Genomic DNA, 18,296 nt, shown 5'->3' on the forward strand with positions numbered 1-18,296 from the left:
GGACGGACCGGCGGGACGGCGGCACGTGACGGTCGTCGGTCGAACGGGCCGCTCGCCGCACCGCTCCGTACGCTGGTGGCGTGACGTCATCCGCCGGGGCCGCCGATCCGTGGGCGGCCCGACTGCACGTGGTCTCGGGCAAGGGCGGGACGGGGAAGACGACGGTCGCGGCGGCGCTCGCCCTGGCGCTCGCCTCGCGCGGCCGGCGGACCCTGCTCGTGGAGGTCGAGGGCCGGCAGGGCATCGCCCAGGTCTTCGACACCGCCCCGCTGCCCTACGAGGAGCGCCGTATCGCCGTCGCCCCGGGCGGCGGCGAGGTCCGCGCGCTCGCCGTGGACGCCGAGGCCGCGCTGCTCGAGTACTTCGAGATGTTCTACAAGCTCGGCGTGGCCGGCCGGACCCTGCGGAAGATGGGCGCGATCGAGTTCGCCACCACGCTCGCGCCCGGCCTGCGGGACGTGCTGCTCACCGGCAAGGTCAAGGAGACCGTCGCGCGGCGGGAGGACGGCCGGCCGGCCTACGACGCCGTCGTGCTCGACGCCCCGCCCACCGGCCGCCTGGTGACCTTCCTCGACGTCACCCGGGCGATGGCCGAGCTCGCCCGTACCGGACCCATCCACAGCCAGGCCGAGGGCGTGGTCGAGCTGCTGCACTCGGACCGCACGATGGTCCACCTGGTCACGTTGCTGGAGGACCTGCCGGTGACCGAGACCCTCGACGCCGTGCGCGAGCTGCGGGCCGCGGACCTGCGGGTCGGCTCGATCGTCGTCAACCGGGCGCGGGAGCAGTGGCTGCCGGACCGCTCGGTGGCCTCGGCCGCGCACGGCCGGGTCGACGCCGGGCGGATCCGCAGCGGGCTCGCCTCCGCCGGCCTCGACCTGCCGCCCGAGGTGATCGACGGGCTGGTGGCCGAGACCGTCGAGCACGCGGTCCGGGTCGCCGCGGAGGCGGCCGCCGGGGACCGGCTGGCCCGGGAGAGTGTGGGCGTCACCCGGCTGGAGCTGCCGCAGCTGCTCGGCGGGGTCGACCTCGGCGGGCTGTACGAGCTGGCCGAGCACCTGTGCGAGCAGGGGGTGCGCCGATGAGCCCGGCCACCCCGCCCGTCCTCGACGTCGACACCCTGATCGACGACCCGGAGACCCGGATCCTCGTCTGCTGCGGCTCCGGCGGCGTCGGCAAGACGACGACGGCGGCCGCCCTGGCCCTGCGCGCGGCCGAGCGCGGGCGCACGGTCGTGGTGCTCACGATCGACCCGGCGAAGCGCCTGGCCCAGGCCCTCGGGCTGGACGAGCTGAGCAACGAGCCGGGCACCGTCCCGGGCCTGAACGGCCCGGCCGAGGACGGCCGGGTGCAGGACGGGGAGGCGGAGGACGGCTCGCTGCAGGCGATGATGCTGGACATGCGCCGCACCTTCGACGAGATGGTGTACGCGCACGCCGCCCCGGACCGGGCGGAGAAGATCATCGCCAACCCCTTCTACCAGACGATCTCCACGTCGTTCTCCGGCACGCAGGAGTACATGGCGATGGAGAAGCTCGGGCAGCTGTGCGCGCGCGGCGAGTGGGACCTGATCGTGGTCGACACCCCGCCCTCGCGGTCCGCGCTGGACTTCCTCGACGCCCCGCAGCGCATGTCGACCTTCCTCGACGGGCGCATGATCCGGCTGCTCAGCTCGCCCGCGCGGGCCGGCGGCCGGGGTCTGCGGAAGATCGTCGGCGCCGGGTTCGGGCTGTTCGCGAAGGCGGTCTCGACGATCCTCGGCGGGCAGCTGCTGGCCGACGCCTCGGCCTTCGTCCAGGCCTTCGACACCATGTTCGGCGGGTTCCGCGAGCGCGCGACCAAGACCTACGAGCTGCTGCGCTCGCCGGGCACCTCGTTCGTGGTCGTCGCCGCCCCGGAGCCCGACGCCCTGCGCGAGGCCGCGTACTTCGTCGACCGGCTGGCGGGCGAGGAGATGCCGCTGGCCGGGCTCGTCCTCAACCGGACCCACCCGGTGCTGGCGCCGCTGTCCGCGGCCCGCGCCCGGACGGCGGCGGAGAACGCCGGGTCCTCCCGGCTGGCCGGCGCGGTCCTGCGGCTGCACGCGGACCGGGTGGACCTCGCCGAGCGCGAGGAGCGCCTGCTCGCCCGCTTCTCCGGCGCCCACCCCGGCGTCCCGGTGGTGCGGGTGCCCGCGGTCGCCGGCGACATCAGCGACCTCGACGGCCTCCGCGAGGTCGGCGAGCGGCTGGCCGCCGAGGACGAGCTCCCGCCCCCCGCCGCGGGCACGGTCCACCAGCTCCGCTGACCCGCCCGCCGGGCCGGGGCGTGTCCGCCCCGGCTCAGCACTACCGCCGCGCCTTCTTCGTGCGCCGGGCCGTCGCCTTCGCGCGCCGGGCCGCGGCCTCGGTCCGTCGGGCCGCTGCCTCCGCCCGCCGGGCCGCGGCGGTGCCCGGGGCCGGGGGTGCGGGCCTCCTGCGCCGGAACCCGAGCGCCACCAGCGCGGCGACCACGGCGACCGCACCGGCCCACACCGCGGGCGGCACCGTGCGGATGCGCTCCTTGGCCCGGGAGGGCACGTCCAGACGCTCGGCCAGCTCGTGCACGGAGGCGCCGACCTCCTCGCGCAGCTCCTCGACCTCCTGCCGACGCTCGTCGGACAGGCGCTCGACCTCCGCGCGCAGCTCCTCCGGCGTCGCGCGGGTGCCGTCGACGACCGGGCGGTCGTCCCCCTGCGATTCGGTCATGGCACACCCCTTCCGTCGCCGGGAGTAATGACCGGTCGCGGCGCGGCCACACCTGCCGCGCCCGGACGTGCACCGATCGGCCTACGGCGTCTCGAACCAGATCATCGGGTTGGTGGTCCTCCCGCACGCGCCCTCGACACCCAGCTCCCGCCGCAGGTCGGTGAGGGCGGCGAAGATCTCCGGCGCCCGGCGCGGGGCCACGGTGAAGTGCGGGACCTCCCGCTCGGCCAGCCAGTCGAGCACGACCCGGCCCTCGCGCCGCACCCACGGCAGCCGCCCCCGGTACACCTCGTGCACCCCGACCGGCGTGCCGGACGGCAGCCGCGGGAACACGCTGCGCACGTACCAGCGACCGAACCGCCGGGTGTGCGTGGCGTTCAGCAGCAGGTAGTCGGTCGTCCCCGGCAGCGAGTCGAGCCGGGCCCGGACGTCGCCGGTGTGGACGGTCCACCGGTCCTCGGCCAGCTCCGCCGGGACGGCCGCCGCGTGGCGGGAGCGGCGGAAGGAGACCAGCCGCCCGCGGTCGTTGTCCCGCAGGGCGCTGAGCAGCCACGACGTGGACCAGCCGCGTGCGGTGCCGATCTCCACCACGTGCTCCGGGCGCAGCTGCCGCAGGAGCAGGTAGGTGATCTCGGCCTCGAGGTCGTCGAGCCCGGTGCGGACCGGGCCGTCCGCGGCCAGTGCCCGCTGCCGGTCCACGACCCGGACCAGATCGGCGGCGTAGCGGCGGTACAGGCCCGCCACGAAGTCCACCCCACCGGTCGAGATCACGGTCGTCCTCCGGGCTGGGTGGTGCGGGCCCGAACACGGTACTTCTCCCGGTCAGCAGGCCGCCCTCCGGTCGGGTGACGGCAGGAGGGCCGCCATCGCCTCCGCCGACTCCTCGGCCGCGGAGGCCGGACCGGCCGCGCCCGGCGCAGGACCCGCGGCGTAGTGCGCCGCCCGCGCCGCCCGCAGCAGCTCCGCCCACGACCGCACCCCCGGGCGCGACCGCAGCAGGGCCCGGCGCTCCCGCTCGGTCGTCCCGCCCCACACCCCGAACTCCACCCGCTCGTCGAGCGCGTGGGCGAGGCACTCCGTGCGCACCGGGCACGTCGCGCAGAACTGCCGCGCCCGCCGCTGCTCGGCGCCCCGCACGAACAGCTCCTCGGCGTCGGCGGTGCGGCAGCGTGCGGCGATCCGCCAGTTCCACCTGCTCGCGGCGCGTGCGTCCACCTTCGTCTCCTCCGCCCCGGGCGGGCCGGCTCGGCCCGCGTTCGGCAACTGGGACGGATTCTGCGAGCGGTCGGTTCCGCCCGACACCACGCAGAACTACTCAACCTGACAGAACGGTGACAGCGCGCCGGTTACCCTTCCCGACCGTGGCTCCTCCCCGTCACCTGACCCGGCCGATCGGCCTGCTGCTGGGCCTCTGCCTGCTCGCCGGCGTCGTCACGGCGGGGATGGCGTTCCCGTTCGTCGCGGGCGTCGGGCTGGTCAGCAACGACGCGGGGGACAGCGTCAACTCGACGTCGAGCAGCCTGGTCGAGGGCGGCCTGCCGCTGGCCACCACGCTCACGGACAACGCCGGCCAGCCGATCGCCTACCTCTTCGACCAGAACCGCACGCAGGTCACCGCGGACGAGATCTCGCCCGCGATGAAGGCCGCGATGGTCGCGATCGAGGACCGACGCTTCTACGAGCACCAGGGCGTGGACTGGCAGGGCACCATCCGCGCGGTGGTGGCGAACTCGGCGTCGGGCGACGTCGTGCAGGGCGCCTCCACGCTGACCCAGCAGTACGTGAAGAACTACACGCTCTACGTCGAGGCGCAGACCGAGGCGGAGCGGCTCAAGGCCACCGAGCAGACGCCGGCGCGCAAGCTCAAGGAGGCGCGGATCGCCCTGCAGCTGGAGCGCCAGCTGAGCAAGGAGGAGATCCTCACCCGCTACCTGAACATCGTGTTCTGGGGCAACGGCGCCTACGGCATCGAGAGTGCCGCCCGCACGTACTTCGACACCAGCGCCAAGAACCTCACGGTGGCCCAGTCCGCGCTGCTCGCGGGCATGGTGCGCAGCACCGCGGCGACCGACCCGGTGCAGAACCCGCAGGCCGCGCTCGACCGCCGCAACGTCGTGATCGCGCAGATGCGCGAGCAGGGGATGATCGACGAGTCGCAGGCGCGCGCCGCGGCGGCCGAGCCGCTCGGCATCGTCAGCCCGCTGAACACGCGGCCCAACGGCTGCATCGGCGCCGGCGACGCGGGCTTCTTCTGCAAGTACGTGACCCAGTACCTCGCCGAGGCCGGCTTCTCCTCCGAGCAGATCGCCCGCGGCGGCTACACGATCAGGACCACGCTGGACCGGGACAAGCTCGCCAAGGTCAAGGCCTCGCTCGACGCCGAGGTCCCCCCGACCCAGCCCAACGTGGCCAACGTGATGTCGCTGGTCGAGCCGGGGCAGGACAGGCACAAGGTCCTCGCGATGGGCTCCAGCCGGACCTTCGGCCTGGACGCCGACGCGATGGAGACGAGCTACGGCCTGCCCTACGAGCCGGTCAACCTGGGCGCCGGATCGGTCTACAAGATCTTCACCGCGGCCACGGCGCTGGAGAAGGGCCTCGGCATCAACTACCAGATGTCGGTGCCCCCGAGCGGCTACGCCTCGCCGATCTACCTCGACGGGGGCGGCCGCCCGATCCCGGTCGCCAACGCGGGCAACTACCCCGAACGGATGTCGCTGCAGGACGCGCTGGCCACCTCGCCGAACACCGCGTTCATCAAGCTCGAGGAGTTCACCGGCGTGCCGGACGTCGTCGACATGGCGGTCCGGATGGGGATGAAGTCCCTGGCCACCACGCCGTTCGTCGACCCGGGCACCGGCCGCCGGACGGACCGTTCGATCGCCGAGGTGACCAAGGCGCAGCGGCTGGCCTCGTTCACCCTGGGTGTCACGCCGACGAGCGTGCTCGAGCTCGCCAACGTCGGCGCCACCATCGCCAGCGCCGGCAGGTGGTGCCCACCCACGCCGATCGAGTCGATCACGGACGCCGCGGGCAACCCGGTGGCCCTCACCGAGGCGCCGTGCGAGCAGGTGATCGAGCCGGGGCTGGCCAACACCCTGTTCACCGGGCTGAGCAAGGACGACCTGAACGGCACCTCGGCCGCCGCCGCCCGCCAGGTCGGCTGGAACCGGCCGATGGGCGGCAAGACCGGCACCACGCAGCAGCACAAGTCCGCGGCGTTCGTCGGGTTGCTGCCGAACCTGTCCGGTGCGGTGATCACCTTCGACAACTCCAACGCGCCCCGGCCGCTGTGCGACGGCGCCGGCTCCCCCTTCGCCTGCCGCAGCGGCAACATCTTCGGCGGCAAGACACCGGCGGAGACCTGGTTCGGCGCGGTCAAGCCGATGGTCGACGGCACGCCGGTGCTGCCGCTGCCGCCCACGGACGACCGGTACCTGACCGGCGGCGCGGAGAGCCGGGTGCCCGACGTCGTGGGCCGCGGCCAGAACGACGCGCGCGCGATCCTCGAGCGGGCGGGCTGGACGGTCACCACGCGGACCGTCGACAACCTCGCCACCCGGGGGACGGTCGTCGGGCAGAGCCCGCGCGGCACGGCGCTGCCGGGCGAGCAGATCACCCTGCAGGTCAGCAGCGGGACCGTGCCGGCCCCGCCGCCCGCGCCCGAGAGCCAGGCCCCGGGCCAGGCCGGGCCGCCGAGCCAGGAGGGCCGGCCGCCGCAGGAGGGTGACCGTCCCGACGACGGCGGGGGCGAGCGCGGCCCCGGCGAGTAGCGGTCCCGCCGCCCGCACCATGGACCCATGACGCGCCTCTGACCTGCGGATATCTGCAGTATGGAACCATAATGCTCGTTCAGGGCACGAAATCGCGCGGTATGGCTCCATGGTGCGATGCGGGACGCGCCGGTCGGGAGATCGCGTGGGATCGGCCGATCGCCCTTACGATCGACGGCCATGGCCGACGTCCACCGCGCCGACGTGCTCGTCCGGTGGGTCGGCCTGCTCCCGTTCGCCCGCGGCGCGGCCGCCCCCGAGCAGCCCGCCCCACCGGGAGGCCCCTGGGAGACGGGCCGGCGCCGGCCCTCCCGCCGTCAGCCGAGCCCGCAGGGCGCCGCACCGCCCGGCGCCGAACCGGCCCCGCGACCCCTCCCGGTCCCCGGCCCGCCCCCGGTCCCCCTCGACCCCCCGCCGCTCGACCTGGGCCGGGCGGCACTGGAGCCGGAGCCCGCCCCGCTCGTCGACCCGCTCCTGTTCCGCGGGCTCGTCCGCCCGTCCGGCGCCCCGTCGGCCCCGCGCCGGCGGCGCCGCGGGGCCGTGGTCGACGGGATCGAGCACCGCCCGCCCGTCCGGCCGGACCCGCACATCGTCGGCCTCTCGCGCCGGCTGCGCGGGCGCCTCGGGTCCCGCGCGTTCACCCTGGTCTTCGTGGGCATCTACCTGCTCATCCTGGTGCAGTTGATCGTGTCGCTGATGACCCGCTGAGACCGGCCGCGCGGAGCCCGCGCCGTCCTGTCGGTCCACCCGTCTACCCTGAGGGCGACGACGGGGCCGGTTCCCGCTCCCGCGCGGCCCGCCGTCGACCAGCCCGGTCGAGTGAGGATCGGCGGGCGTCGCGCGCGAGGGAGGTGACCCGCGATCGTCTCGGACAGCGTCCCCGGTGGCCTGGCGGCCACGAGCAACCCGGCCCCGACCGCGCACCGCGTGCGCAGCGTCCTGGCCATCCCCGCCTTCCGCAGGCTCTGGACCGTCACCGCCTTCACCGCCACCGGAGAATGGCTGAGCCTGCTCGCGCTGACCTCGCTCGCCACCCAGCTGACCAGCGGGTACGCGGCGCAGAGCTTCGCCCTCGGCGGGGTCGTCGCCACCAAGCTGCTGCCCGCCCTGCTGCTCGGCCCGATCGCCGGCGCCCTCGCGGACCGGTTCGACCGGCGCCGCGTGATGGTGACGTGCGACGTCCTGCGCTTCTGCCTGTTCGTCTCCATCCCGATCGTCGGCTCGCTGTGGTGGCTGTTCGCGGCCACCTTCCTCATCGAGCTGTGCGCGATGTTCTGGATCCCGGCCAAGGACGCGTCGGTCCCGAACCTGCTCCGCCGCAAGGACCAGGTGGAGACGGCGAACCAGCTCGGCCTGGTCCTCACCTACGGCATCTCCGTGCTGGTCGCGTCCGGGCTGTTCGCGGTCATCTCCAGCATCCAGCACCTGCTGCCGGAGCAGGACGCGTTGACCACGGTCTACATCGCCCTGGTGCTCGACGGGTGCGCGTTCCTCCTCTCCGCCACGGTCGTCTGGTTCGGGATCAAGGAGATCTCCGGCCGGTCCGGGCCGCGGGACCCCGAGGAGCAGCCGGGCCTGCTGACGCTGCTCCGCGAGGGGTTCGCCTACGTCGCGACCACGCCCCTGATCCGCGGCCTGGTGCTCGGCATCATCGGCGCCTTCGCCGCCGGTGGGGCGGTCATCGCCTCGGCCAAGCTCTACGCGGCCAGCCTCGGCGGCGGCGACGCCGCGTACTCGGTGCTGTTCACCGCGGTGTTCGTCGGCCTCGCGCTCGGCATGGCGGTGGCTCCCCGGCTCGCGCACCGGCTCCCGCACAACCGGCTGTTCGGCACGGCGATCGTCGGCGCGGGCGTCGCGCTGATCGTCGTCGCCGTGTCCGGGCACCTGTTCATGGCGCTCCTCGCCGTGGCCCTGGTCGGCGGGTTCGCCGGCATCGCCTTCCTCACCGGGCTCACGATCATCGGCTCCCAGGTGGCGGACGACATCCGCGGCCGGATCGTCGCGTTCGTCCAGTCCCTGGTCCGGCTGGTGCTGCTCGGCTCGATGTCGCTCGTCCCGGTCCTGGTGGGGCTGGTCAGCACCCGGGCGGTCGATCTGTTCGGCTGGCACTTCACGGTCGACGGCACGCGGTTCGTGCTGGCCGGCGGCGGTCTCGTCGCCGCCGTCGTCGGCACCCTGGCCTACCGGCAGATGGACGAGCGCCGCCTCGAGCCGCTGCTGGGCGATCTCGTCTCGGCGCTGCGCCAGGGCGAGGTCCGCCGCGGTTCCGGCACCCTCGTCGCGGTCGAGGGCGCCACCCCCGAGGAAGCCGCCGACCAGGCCGAACGCCTGGCCCGGGCCCTGCGCGAGCGCGGGCACGTCGTCGTGGAGCCGGACGACGGGGAGCGCGACGCGCTGCGTTGGGCCGCGGCCACCCGCGAGGCCCACCTGTCCGGGGCCCGGGCGAAGGCCCTCGCCGCGGCCGCGATCCGCGCCGACCTGGTCGAACGGGTGATCCGGCCGGCGCTGGACGAGGGCGCCGTCGTCGTCATGGACCGGTTCATGGCCAGCCCGATCGCCCAGTTCGGCGTCGCCGCGGACCGGATGGACGCCGAGCTCGAGCGCGGCGAGCTGGAGCGCCTCGCCGCCTGGGCCACCGGCCGACTGCGGCCGGACGTCACCGTCCTGCTCGACCGCGAGGGCACCAGCGAGTCCGGCGGGGTCGCCGGCGAGGAGCACGTCCGCGTGCAACGGCTGCTGGCCGGGCTGGTCGCGGCCGAGCCGCACCGGTACGTGGTGGTCGACGCCGAGGGCGAGCCGGAGGAGGTCGCCGCGCGCATCCTGGCCGGCGTCGTGCCCTCGCTGCCGGAGGCCCCCGAGCAGCCCGCCGACGTCCCCCGGCCCGCGGTCGAGCCGTGAGCGCGGGTGTCTGGCGGGAGGTCGTCGGACAGCCCGCCGCCGTCGCGGAGCTGAGCACCGCCGCGTCCACGCCCTCGGCGATGACCCACGCCTGGCTGTTCACCGGCCCGCCCGGGTCCGGCCGCTCCAACGCGGCGCGCGCCTTCGCCGCCGCCCTGCAGTGCCCCGGGGGAGGGTGCGGCGAGTGCCAGGCCTGCCACACCGTGCTCGCCAGGACCCATGCCGATGTCCGCGAGGTCGTCCCGGAGGGGCTGTCCATCTCGGTCGCGGAGATGCGCAACCTCGTCCAGCTCGCCGCCCGCCGCCCGTCCACCGGCGCCTGGCAGATCCTGATCATCACGGATGCGGACCGGCTCACCGAGGGCGCGGCGAACGCGCTGCTCAAGGCGGTGGAGGAGCCCGCGGACCAGACCGTGTTCCTGCTGTGCGCGCCGTCGGACCATCCCGACGACGTGCCGGTCACCATCCGTTCCCGGTGCCGCGTCGTCGCGCTGCGGACCCCGGCGCCGGAGGCGATCGCCGAGGTGCTCGTGGAACGGGACGGCATCGAGCCCGAGCAGGCGCGGTGGGCGGCGTCGGTCTCCGGCGGGCACGTCGGCCGGGCGCGGCGGCTCGCGCGGGACGCGGAGGCGCGGGAGCGGCGGGAGCGGGTGCTCGGCGTCCCGCTGCGGCTGCGGCACCTGGGGGACGCGTTCGCCTTCGCGGACGACCTCGTCCGGTTCGCCGAGGCCGAGGCGGCCGACGTCAGCGGGGCCCGGGACGCGGCCGAGCGCGAGGAGCTCGCGGTCGCGATGGGCGCCGGCGGCACCGGCAAGGGCGTCGCGGCGGCCGCGCGCGGGGCCAAGGCCGCGGAGCGCGAGCTGGAGCGCCGGCAGAAGTCCCGCAACACCCGCACCCAGCGCGACGCGCTGGACCGCGCGCTCATCGACCTGGCCGGCTTCTACCGGGACGTGCTGGTCGCCGGCGCCGCGGCGACCGTGGCGCTCGGCAACCCGGACCGGGAGTCGGACATCCGCCAGGCCGCACGCGAGTGGAGCCCGGAGTCCACGCTGCGCCGGCTGGAGGCCGTGCTCGCCTGCCGGGAGGCCCTCGAGCTGAACGTCAAGCCGCGGATCGCCGTCGAGGCGATGATGACCGCGCTCCAGCAGGGCTGACCCGAGGTGCGCCGGCCGCCGGTGACGGTCGCCGTCGGGCCGGACCCGACGCGGACGGCCCGAGCCCGATTGCCGCCCGTTGCCGCGGGTAGCCGGGGGACATGGAGGACAACCACATCCGCCACGACCTGACCCGGCAGTTCGTCGCGGCCCTGCGCAAGTCCGAGCAGGAGAACGACGTCGGCGACCTGGCCGCTCTCTTCACGGACGACGCCGAGCTCTTCCGGCTCGACGGCGAGGGCACGCGTCGCGGTGGGGCCCGCGAGTTCTGGGAGCAGTACCGCGCCCAGTTCGACGAGGTCCGGACCCAGTTCACCAACGTCGTCGAGAGCGACGACGAGGCCGCGCTGGAGTGGCAGAGCACCGGCACCCGCCCGAACGGCCACGACTTCCGCTACGAGGGCTCGACCTTCGTCACCTTCGGCGACGGGAAGATCACCAGCCTGCGGACCTACTACGACACGGCCGCGTTCGTCGACCTCCCCGCCGGGACCCGCTGAGGGCAGGCGCCCGGATCACGGTGCGATCCGGCGGCGCACCGGGCTGGTGGGTAGGCGAACTTCAGCCCGTCGAGGTCGGCGCCTCGCCCGGAACCTGACCGGCCTGCGTCAGGAACGCGGCGTGCGCAGCCGGGATGCAGCGCCTGGACGATGTCCCCGTCCGTGGTGACGGCGAGGATCACCGGCGCTCCGCGCTTCTCCTCGATCCGCCGGCGCCGGTTCTCGGGCGCCGCTCACCCGTGGCCACCAGGACGGTGTCGGCGCCGTGCCGTGCCTCCGGATCCCGCCGGACGGGAACCATCCCCGGCCCGGCCGGTACAGCTCGATCCGCTTCGGCACCCCCGCGGCGGCCAGCACCACCCCGATCCGCGCCCCGTTGCGGGCGGCCACCCTCGACCGTCCAGTCCCGCTGCCCAGCGGTGATCAGCCCCTCGCGACCAGCACGTCCCGGATCCGCACGTCCGTGCCGGCCGCGTCGTGATCGGAGCCTGGCGAGGTGGGGCCGGCCCACACACCTGAGCTGCGAAGACGACCCGACCGGGCGACCAGGTGGGGGTCCGGTCGCCGGTCTGGGGGCGGTAGGTAGACTGACGTCGCACCACGCCGCCTTAGCTCAGTCGGTTAGAGCGACGCACTCGTAATGCGTAGGTCTGGGGTTCGACTCCCCAAGGCGGCTCCATTTTCGCACAGAGACCTTTCGTGGTCCTGCTGACGTGGATCGTGGCCTTCCGTCGTGCGTAGCTCGGGTAGGGCATGTTCGGCATGAGGTGCTCCGCTCCGAGGTTGGGTCGGGGTGCTCGACGCTGAAGCGGTGGAAGTAGTCCGCCGTGGTTGCCGTTCTGTCGGTCGTTGGGTCGGGCTCCTCTGTGGCCTGTACGCCGTAGTCAGGCCTTGATCTCGCCATGGCTCCCGCAGCTCCTTCTGCACCGGCCTTCGGGTCTCGGCTCGCCGACCGGCTTGAACAAGACACGACGTCGTGTATTGTTCTGCGCATGCCGCTCGATCAAGCCGCAGCAGCCTTCATCGAGAACGCCACGAGCAAGCCCGCCAAGCCCCTCTCGGAGACGTCGGTCGCCGAGATGCGGGAGGGCGTCGAGGCCCTGATCCCGCTCGGGTTCGAGCGGGAGGAGGTCCGTGCCGTCGAGGACGGGGTCGTCGCCGGCGTCCCGGTGCGGACCTACGCGCCGTCCGTCGAGCCCCTGGCCACCGTGGTCTACGTGCACGGCGGCTCGTTCACCCGATGTGGGCTGCACACCCACGAAACTCTGTGTCGGCGTTTCGCCAACCGCTCCGGCTGCACGGTCGTGGCCGTCGACTTCTCCCTGGCGCCCGAGGCTACCTACCCGCGCCAGCTCGATGAGATCGCCGCCGTTCTCGAGGAGCTGTCCGGTTCCGGGAAGGTGGTCCTCGCGGGAGAGTCCAGCGGGGGGTGTCTCGCGGCCGCGACCGCACTGCACCGGCGCGGCCTGAGCGCCGTCGTCCTGATGCTCCCCGTCCTGGATCGGGACTCGGGTACCGAATCCCGGCACAGCCTGGACAAGGACTACATGCTCACCGGCGAGCAGATGGACTGGATGTTCGCCCAGTACGCCCCCGACGCGAAGGACGACGACCCGCTCGTCTTCCCCTTCCGCACCACCGACCTGAGCGGGTTCCCGCCCACGGTCGTCGTCACCGCCGAGTTCGACCCGCTGCGCGATGAGGGCCACGCCTTCGCCGAGCGGATCCGCGCTGCCGGTGGCACGGCCGAGGACGTGTGCATCCCCGGAATCATCCACCACGCACCCCTGGTGCCCAAGAAGATCCCGGCGGGTGCCCGCGTGATCGACGACGCCTGCGACCTGCTCCGCACCCTCCTCTCCTGACCCCTGCGCATCACCCCTCCACGATGACACCGAGGTCGTCCCATGCTGCTCGTCGACTACATCGACCGCGGCGCCCGTGCGGCGCCCACCGCTCCGTGCCTCGTCGCGCCCGACGGCACCACGGTCCTCACTCACGAGGAGTTCCGCGCTCTGACCCACCGGATCGCGGGCGCGCTGCTCCGGGACGGGGTCCGGCCGGGGGACCGGATCGGCGTCCTGAGCCGTAATCATCCCCTCGCCCTGGCGAGCATCGTCGGGATCCTCCGTGCCGGGGCGATCTGGACCGCCATCAACGTCGCCTCCGGTTCGGCGGACCAGGCCGACTTCCTGACGACGGTCGGGTGCCGACGAATCCTCCATCATCCCGAACTGGCCGACCGGGGCGCCGAGCTGGAGAAACTGGTCGACGCCCTCGAACCCTGCCTGTCCTTCGACGCCGAGGAGTGGCTGGCACCGGTAGGTACCCGCGTGCCGGACCGGCCGTTCGAGGCCGGCGGTGTCGCGATGCTCCTCCCGACCGGTGGGACCACGGGGCGGTCGAAGGCGGTCCCGATCACCCACCGCCAGATCCACCTGATGTGCCTGGGGTTCCAGATCCACCTGTGCGAGCCGGAACCGCCCCGCTACCTCTGCGCCACCCCGATGACCCACGCCGCCGGCCTGGTCTGCTTTCCGACCCTCGCGCAGGGCGGACGGGTGGTCGTGCACGACGGGGTGGTGCCCGACCAGGTGCTCGAGTCGATCGAGCGCAACCGGATCTCCGCGATCTTCCTCCCCCCGACCGCCCTCTACAAGCTGCTGGCCGACCCGGAGGTCCGCGGATACGACTACTCCTCGCTCCGCCAGTTCCTCGTCGCGGGCGCCCCGCTGGCCGCGGATCGGCTCGCCGAGGCGGTCGAGGTGTTCGGCCCGGTGATGGCCCAGACCTTCGGCCAGGCCGAGGCGCCGCTGATCTGCACCGTCCACGAGACCATGGAGATCGCGCGCGCGGCGGCGGACCCGGCCCTCCGTCGCCGGCTGGCGTCCTGCGGCCGACCCTCGGCGCTCGCCCGGGTCGAGATCATGGACGACGACGGGAACCTGCTCGGTCCGGGCGAGAGCGGCGAGATCGTCATGCGGTCCGACCTGGTCTTCGACGGCTACTGGCGGGACCCGGACGCGACCGCCCAGACACGCAGGCCCGGCGGTTGGTACGGGACGGGCGACGTAGGGCTGCGCGACGAGGACGGCTTCGTCTACATCGTCGACCGCAAGAAAGACATGATCATCACGGGCGGTTTCAACGTCTTCCCGTCCGAGGTCGAGGCATTCCTGCACACCTTCCCGGGCGTCGCCGACTGCGCGGTCATCGGACTCCCCGACCCGAAATGGGGTGAAGCCGTGACAGCGGTCATCGAGCCCCGGGTCGACCAGGAGATCGACGCGCACGAACTGATCGCCGCCTGCAAGGCGCACCTCGGCTCGGTCAAGGCGCCGAAGCGCGTCATCGTCCGCGCACTCCCGCGCTCGGGAGTCGGCAAGGTCCTCAAGCGGGCCCTGCGTGACGAGTACTGGACCACTTCCGACCGACGGATCTGAGCAGCTCTGATTCGCACCACCCACCACAGGAGGTCAACGATGATCGACGACTACTTCGTGATCAATGCCGTGTCGCATGCCTACAACCTCGAACCGGCGAACATCCGCAACAAACCCGGTCAGCTGTTGTGCGACATGCTCTGGGGGCTCCACAACGCCTGGTCGCCGCCCCACGCCCGGATGACGCTCGAGGAGTTCACCTCGGACTGGACCGTCGACGCGCTCGCCCAGGCGCTCTTCGTGGAGGCGGACGTCGACGTCGCCGCCACCCACACCCTCCGCCTCGACTCCTACTTCGGCGACGGCCTGGCGGCACGGGAGAAGACCGTCGAGGCCGCCACCAAGTACGGGGACCGTTTCCTCGCCTACGTCGGTGTGGACCCGACGGCAGGGCTCGAGACCTGCCTGCGAGAGCTCGACGAGCAGATGGCCGAGCTGCCACAGGCCGTCGGGCTGAAGATGTACCCGGCCCAGGTCGAGCCGGACCGCTCGTGGCGGCTCGACGACCCGGACCTCGCCTTCCCGATCATCGAACGGGCCATCGAGCACGGCCTGAGGACCGTCGCCATCCACAAGGCCGCCCCGCTCGGGCCGGTGCCGATGAACCCCTACAGGATCGACGACGTCGACGGGGCCGCCGGGCGCTTCCCGGAGGTGAGCTTCGAGATCATCCACGCCGGGCTGGCCTTCACCCGCGAGACCTCCCTCGCGCTGGGCCGCTACCCCAACGTCTACGCCAACCTCGAGGTCACCAGCCTGCTGCTGCTCAAGGCGCCGAAGATGTTCGAGGAGATCATGGCGGACTTCCTCCTGTGGGGCGGGCCAGACAAGATCATCTTCTCTGACGGGGCGATGTTCGCCCACACCCAGCCGTTCCTGGATGCCTTCGTCGACTTCCAGTTCTCCGAGCAGACACTCAACGGCGTCGGGATCGAACCGCTGTCCCGCGAGGACAAGGCGAAGATCCTCGGCCTGAACTACGCGCGCATCCTCGACCTGGACGTCGAGGCGATGAAGGCGAAGATCGCCGACGACCAGTTCTCCCTCGCACGGCGCACCGAGCCCCGCCCGGAGCCCTACGCCGCCTGGAAGAAGGAGTTCGCGTCGGACCCGGCGGGGTACCGGCGATGAGCGCGACACCGGCGGCGATCGAGGCCGCGCTCGGCAAGGTCGACGATCCCTGCAGCATCGCGGCGCGCGCGCCGATGAGCGTGCGGGACATGGGACTGGTCCGGGACTGGCATGTCGAGGACGACGGAACCGTCGTCGTCACGGTCAGCCCCACGGCACCGTCGTGCATCCTCATGAGCTCCATCGCGGACGGGATCGAGGCGCGCGTGGCCGAGGTCGACGGCGTCGAGAACGTCCGGGTCGAGGTCGACACCGTCACGATGTGGACGCCGGAGCTGATGACCGACGCCGGCAGGCGCACGCTGGAGGACCGGCGGGCGGCCTCCCTGCTCGAGGTGCCGGTGCGCCCGCGGGAGTGGGAACGCCGGTGATCCGCAACGTGGTCCTCGGCCGGGTCCGGGAGGGAGTGGAAGCGGTCGAGCTCGAGGCGGGCCTGCAGGAGCTGCGTGACCTGCGGGTGCCGGGCGTCGAGTTCGAGCTCCGGGCCGGCCGCGATCTCGGGCTGCGCGAGGGCAACGCGGACTTCGTGATCACCGTCGACCTCGCCGACGAGGCGGCCTACCGCCGGTACGACGAGGACCCCGAGCACAACCGGATCCGGCGGGAGGTCTTCGCCCACCTCTGCTCGTCGCTGGAGCGGGTCCAGTTCGCGCTGCCGGACGGAGCCACGACGCTGTGACCGGTGCCGGACCCGCGCGCACCGCGGGTCCGGCACATCGGGCGGCGGTAAAGTCCACCGCGATGACAGGTCCGACGGCCGCGCCGAGGAGCAGTGAGCAGCGCGAGCGGAAGCCCACGACCCGCGCTACTCGGCGTCGGGACGCCCTGATCCTGGACGCGCTCGAGCGGCTTCTGGTGGAGACGCCCCTGCGGGACCTCGGTGTGGAGCAGATCGCCGAGGAAGCCGGGATCACCCGCACGCGCTTCTACTTCTACTTCAAGTCCAAGCACGAGGCGTATTCCGCGCTGCTCGCGCGGGTGCGGGACCGGCTCTTGGTCTTCTACGACACCGAGGACTCCTGGTTCCAGCGACCGGAGTCCGCCCGCCCGCGCGAGTCGATGACGGCCACGATCCGGGCCGTCGTCGACTTCTGGCTCGAGCACGGCGCGGTCATGCGCGAGGGCGCGGACCTCTGGAACTCCGTCGACGAGGCCCGCAGCCTGTGGCACGACCTCATCCACGAGCCCGTCGAACGGATGACCCGGGCGATCGAGCGCGAGCGGCGACGCGGTATCGCTCCCGACGGGCCCGCCGCCGACCAGCTCGCCCGCAACTTGATCTGGCACGGCGAGCGCATGCTCTTCCTCACCCTGATCGACGCGCCCGACGCGTTGGCCGTCGACGACCTCGTCGAGTCGGCGACGACGGTGTGGATGCGCGCCATCTACCTGGCGGACGACCCCCCACTGAGCTGACCGTCGTGGCCTCCCTCATGGCCTCCAACTGACTCCGACGATGCCTGTCGTGCCCAACAGCAAGCGCCGCAGCCAGCTGTCGGTCGTCCAGCTCGGCCGGGGCCGGGACGAGGCCGTGGACCGGGACGGCGATGTACTCGGCGAAGGTCCCGTCGAAGTGCTCGCCGACGAACCGCAGGCGCGCGCAGGCGCTGTCCCGGCCGAGCCGGCAGTCCTCGCACTCTTCGCAGGTCCGCATCGGATCGACGACGACCCGGTCCCCGACGGCGATCCCGCTGGCTCCCGCGTCGAGCGCGGCGACCTCGCCCGGCCCGCCGAACCCGAGATCCGGCAGCCTGCAGGACTCCTCCACTGTTCCTTCCAGCGGTACGCTGTGCACGATAGCGGAACACTTCTGTCGTTCCTAGATGCGAGACGGCTGTGCCGGAGTGTTACGCTCCAGCCCCGACCAGGCACGACGAAGGCGCGGATGTGACGGCGACGGAGAAGCCGGCCGGCAGTGTGCGGCCGTTGAGCAGTGCATTGAGCACTCTTCGGGTCCTGGAGGAGGTCGCCGCACGTCAGCCCATCGGTGTGTCCGAGCTCGCCCGGGTCACGGCCATGCCGAAGAGCTCGGTCCAGCGCTGTCTGGTGACCCTCCAGCAGGCTGGCTGGCTGCGGATCGTCGACCCCGAGCGCACGCGGTGGGGCGTGACGATGAAGGCACTCACCATCGGCCTGCGCGGGACCGGTGAGCAGGATCTGCGCGACCTCGCCCGACCGGTCGTCAAGCGGCTGGCGGCGGAGACGGACGAGACCGTGCACTTCTCGCTGCGGGACGGTGACGACATCGTGGTCATCGCGCGGGAGGACAGCACCCACGCGGTCCGGGTGTTCATCGAGGTCGGCAGCCGGGTGCCGCTGCGGGCCTCGTCGACGGGCCTGGCGATCCTCGCGGGACTGGCCCCGGAGGAGGTCGAGGAGGTGCTGCGGCATCCGGTCGACAACTTCCCCGAGCCGGTCCCGACCGCCCGAGAACTGCGCGCGGAGATCGCCCGGACGGCCGAGCGGGGTTACGCGCTCAACGGGTCCTCGTGGTTCCGGCCGCACGTGACCTCCCTCGGCGCGGCGGTGCGCAACGCGGCGGGGCGCCCCTTCGCCGGTCTGACGCTGGCGATCCCGGAGATGCGGTTCGCGCCCTCGGACGAGGAACGCCTGGCCCGGCTGACCGTGGCGGCGGCCGAGGAGATCAGCGAGCTGATCTCCTCGGCCTGAC

18 protein-coding genes and 1 tRNA gene are annotated in these 18,296 nt (G+C 73.1%); 15 read left to right on the forward strand and 4 right to left on the reverse strand.

The features are described 5' to 3' along the window. Positions 1 to 80 precede the first annotated feature (80 nt). Together bagA and bagB are read left to right on the forward strand one after the other, a co-directional pair. On the forward strand, positions 81 to 1,085 hold the full coding sequence (gene bagA, locus ACFQH9_RS18570; protein ID WP_379567409.1) for an ATPase BagA: 1,005 nt from the start codon (positions 81 to 83) through the stop codon (positions 1,083 to 1,085). Beyond that, positions 1,082 to 2,287, forward strand: coding sequence for an ATPase BagB (gene bagB, locus ACFQH9_RS18575; protein WP_379567410.1), 1,206 nt, complete (start codon positions 1,082 to 1,084; stop codon positions 2,285 to 2,287). The genes bagA and bagB overlap by 4 nt, the downstream gene beginning before the upstream one ends. 40 nt (positions 2,288 to 2,327) lie before the next feature. On the opposite strand, the gene ACFQH9_RS18580 is transcribed toward bagB, so the two are convergent. From ACFQH9_RS18580 to ACFQH9_RS18590, 3 genes are all read right to left on the reverse strand, one after another. Next, positions 2,328 to 2,726, reverse strand: a complete 399-nt coding sequence (locus tag ACFQH9_RS18580; protein WP_379567411.1) for a hypothetical protein — start codon at positions 2,724 to 2,726, stop codon at positions 2,328 to 2,330. An 81-nt stretch (positions 2,727 to 2,807) separates the two neighbouring features. After that, positions 2,808 to 3,497, reverse strand: a complete 690-nt coding sequence (locus tag ACFQH9_RS18585) for a class I SAM-dependent methyltransferase (RefSeq protein WP_379567412.1) — start codon at positions 3,495 to 3,497, stop codon at positions 2,808 to 2,810. A gap of 51 nt (positions 3,498 to 3,548) precedes the next feature. Further along, positions 3,549 to 3,941 (reverse strand): WhiB family transcriptional regulator, encoded by a 393-nt coding sequence (locus tag ACFQH9_RS18590; protein ID WP_379567413.1) that lies wholly within the window; start codon positions 3,939 to 3,941, stop codon positions 3,549 to 3,551. A gap of 146 nt (positions 3,942 to 4,087) precedes the next feature. On the opposite strand from ACFQH9_RS18590, the gene ACFQH9_RS18595 reads away from it, so the two are divergent. The 12 genes from ACFQH9_RS18595 to ACFQH9_RS18650 all read left to right on the forward strand — a co-directional run bounded on the left by ACFQH9_RS18595 (position 4,088) and on the right by ACFQH9_RS18650 (position 17,041). Further along, positions 4,088 to 6,499: a transglycosylase domain-containing protein gene (locus ACFQH9_RS18595; protein ID WP_379567414.1), complete on the forward strand. Its 2,412-nt coding sequence runs from the start codon at positions 4,088 to 4,090 to the stop codon at positions 6,497 to 6,499. A 180-nt stretch (positions 6,500 to 6,679) separates the two neighbouring features. Then, positions 6,680 to 7,207 (forward strand): hypothetical protein, encoded by a 528-nt coding sequence (locus tag ACFQH9_RS18600; RefSeq protein ID WP_379567415.1) that lies wholly within the window; start codon positions 6,680 to 6,682, stop codon positions 7,205 to 7,207. A gap of 219 nt (positions 7,208 to 7,426) precedes the next feature. Next, positions 7,427 to 9,397, forward strand: coding sequence for an MFS transporter (locus tag ACFQH9_RS18605; protein WP_379567416.1), 1,971 nt, complete (start codon positions 7,427 to 7,429; stop codon positions 9,395 to 9,397). Then, a complete protein-coding gene (locus tag ACFQH9_RS18610) occupies positions 9,394 to 10,551 on the forward strand; it encodes a DNA polymerase III subunit delta' (protein WP_379567417.1) in 1,158 nt (385 codons plus the stop codon). Before ACFQH9_RS18605 ends, ACFQH9_RS18610 begins: the two co-directional genes overlap by 4 nt. A 101-nt stretch (positions 10,552 to 10,652) precedes the next feature. Then, positions 10,653 to 11,051 carry a nuclear transport factor 2 family protein gene (locus ACFQH9_RS18615; protein ID WP_379567418.1) on the forward strand — a complete coding sequence of 133 codons (399 nt, stop codon included), beginning with the start codon at positions 10,653 to 10,655 and terminating at the stop codon, positions 11,049 to 11,051. A gap of 602 nt (positions 11,052 to 11,653) precedes the next feature. Beyond that, a tRNA-Thr gene (locus ACFQH9_RS18620) sits at positions 11,654 to 11,730 on the forward strand. 313 nt (positions 11,731 to 12,043) lie between these two features. Then, positions 12,044 to 12,916, forward strand: coding sequence for an alpha/beta hydrolase (locus ACFQH9_RS18625; RefSeq protein ID WP_379567419.1), 873 nt, complete (start codon positions 12,044 to 12,046; stop codon positions 12,914 to 12,916). A 42-nt stretch (positions 12,917 to 12,958) separates the two neighbouring features. Continuing rightward, on the forward strand, positions 12,959 to 14,494 hold the full coding sequence (locus ACFQH9_RS18630) for an AMP-binding protein (RefSeq protein ID WP_379567420.1): 1,536 nt from the start codon (positions 12,959 to 12,961) through the stop codon (positions 14,492 to 14,494). Positions 14,495 to 14,533: 39 nt separating this feature from the next. Next, the gene (locus ACFQH9_RS18635) at positions 14,534 to 15,625 is read left to right on the forward strand and encodes an amidohydrolase family protein (protein WP_379567421.1); all 1,092 of its coding nucleotides are present in this window, start codon (positions 14,534 to 14,536) and stop codon (positions 15,623 to 15,625) included. Next, positions 15,622 to 15,996, forward strand: a complete 375-nt coding sequence (locus ACFQH9_RS18640) for a metal-sulfur cluster assembly factor (RefSeq protein WP_379567422.1) — start codon at positions 15,622 to 15,624, stop codon at positions 15,994 to 15,996. The genes ACFQH9_RS18635 and ACFQH9_RS18640 overlap by 4 nt, the downstream gene beginning before the upstream one ends. Next, the gene (locus ACFQH9_RS18645; RefSeq protein ID WP_379567423.1) at positions 15,993 to 16,304 is read left to right on the forward strand and encodes a Dabb family protein; all 312 of its coding nucleotides are present in this window, start codon (positions 15,993 to 15,995) and stop codon (positions 16,302 to 16,304) included. The genes ACFQH9_RS18640 and ACFQH9_RS18645 overlap by 4 nt, the downstream gene beginning before the upstream one ends. Positions 16,305 to 16,366: 62 nt before the next feature. After that, positions 16,367 to 17,041 (forward strand): TetR/AcrR family transcriptional regulator, encoded by a 675-nt coding sequence (locus ACFQH9_RS18650; protein ID WP_379567424.1) that lies wholly within the window; start codon positions 16,367 to 16,369, stop codon positions 17,039 to 17,041. On the opposite strand, the gene ACFQH9_RS18655 is transcribed toward ACFQH9_RS18650, so the two are convergent. Continuing rightward, positions 16,932 to 17,420: an alcohol dehydrogenase catalytic domain-containing protein gene (locus ACFQH9_RS18655; RefSeq protein WP_379567425.1), complete on the reverse strand. Its 489-nt coding sequence runs from the start codon at positions 17,418 to 17,420 to the stop codon at positions 16,932 to 16,934. The two genes, ACFQH9_RS18650 and ACFQH9_RS18655, sit on opposite strands and share 110 nt — an antisense overlap. A gap of 143 nt (positions 17,421 to 17,563) precedes the next feature. Between ACFQH9_RS18655 and ACFQH9_RS18660 the strand changes: the two genes are divergently transcribed. After that, positions 17,564 to 18,295, forward strand: coding sequence for an IclR family transcriptional regulator (locus tag ACFQH9_RS18660; RefSeq protein ID WP_379567426.1), 732 nt, complete (start codon positions 17,564 to 17,566; stop codon positions 18,293 to 18,295). Position 18,296: the final 1 nt, after the last annotated feature.

Source organism: Pseudonocardia lutea (assembly GCF_042658055.1).
GTDB lineage: Bacteria > Actinomycetota > Actinomycetes > Mycobacteriales > Pseudonocardiaceae > Pseudonocardia > Pseudonocardia lutea.

Coding starts and splice junctions, on each gene's coding strand:
- bagB (WP_379567410.1), top strand. CDS start 1,082: ATGAGCCCGGCCACCCCGCCCGTCCTCGACGTCGACACCCTGATCGAC.
- ACFQH9_RS18580 (WP_379567411.1), bottom strand. CDS start 2,726: ATGACCGAATCGCAGGGGGACGACCGCCCGGTCGTCGACGGCACCCGC.
- ACFQH9_RS18600 (WP_379567415.1), top strand. CDS start 6,680: ATGGCCGACGTCCACCGCGCCGACGTGCTCGTCCGGTGGGTCGGCCTG.
- ACFQH9_RS18615 (WP_379567418.1), top strand. CDS start 10,653: ATGGAGGACAACCACATCCGCCACGACCTGACCCGGCAGTTCGTCGCG.
- ACFQH9_RS18625 (WP_379567419.1), top strand. CDS start 12,044: ATGCCGCTCGATCAAGCCGCAGCAGCCTTCATCGAGAACGCCACGAGC.
- ACFQH9_RS18630 (WP_379567420.1), top strand. CDS start 12,959: ATGCTGCTCGTCGACTACATCGACCGCGGCGCCCGTGCGGCGCCCACC.
- ACFQH9_RS18635 (WP_379567421.1), top strand. CDS start 14,534: ATGATCGACGACTACTTCGTGATCAATGCCGTGTCGCATGCCTACAAC.
- ACFQH9_RS18640 (WP_379567422.1), top strand. CDS start 15,622: ATGAGCGCGACACCGGCGGCGATCGAGGCCGCGCTCGGCAAGGTCGAC.
- ACFQH9_RS18650 (WP_379567424.1), top strand. CDS start 16,367: ATGACAGGTCCGACGGCCGCGCCGAGGAGCAGTGAGCAGCGCGAGCGG.